The sequence below is a fragment of the Streptococcus sp. 4886 genome (assembly GCF_013276485.1).
Classification (GTDB): Bacteria; Bacillota; Bacilli; order Lactobacillales; family Streptococcaceae; genus Streptococcus.
In genome coordinates this window covers 1-380 of record NZ_VMLD01000045.1, presented here as the reverse complement: position 1 = coordinate 380, position 380 = coordinate 1, and the positions used below count along the sequence as shown (strand labels likewise).

Here is a 380-nt window from a genome sequence, read left to right as displayed (position 1 = left end):
CTTGGGGTGCTTGGTTTGACAGTGTATGGAATCTCAATCGCTTCTTCGCTCTGATCTCCATAGACAAGTTTAGCTGTGATTTGGTGTTTACCTAAATCTGTAGGAACTGCGCCTACCGCTTCCACGTGATCTTTTCCTGTCGCTGTTACAGCACCTGTGAGGTCTGTCGCCTCTACTGTTTCACCTTTCACCTTGGTGATGTCGGTGATGGTCACTGTATGTGCTGTCGGAGTGATACTTGCACTTGATGCCTGACTGGTTGTGTCACCACTTCCCTTGGTTGCGCTGACACTTACAGCTTGACCAGCTGTGTAGCTTGATGGTTTCAAGCGTAACTTACCGTTATCTAATAGACTCGTATCACCGCTTGTTACCGTCCA

Annotated in this window: 1 protein-coding gene; it reads right to left on the bottom strand. The window is 48.2% G+C overall.

What is annotated here, in order from left to right:
* Nucleotides 1–380 (bottom strand): hypothetical protein (locus HT679_RS11075; protein ID WP_173214651.1); only part of this gene is annotated, 380 nt, incomplete at both ends.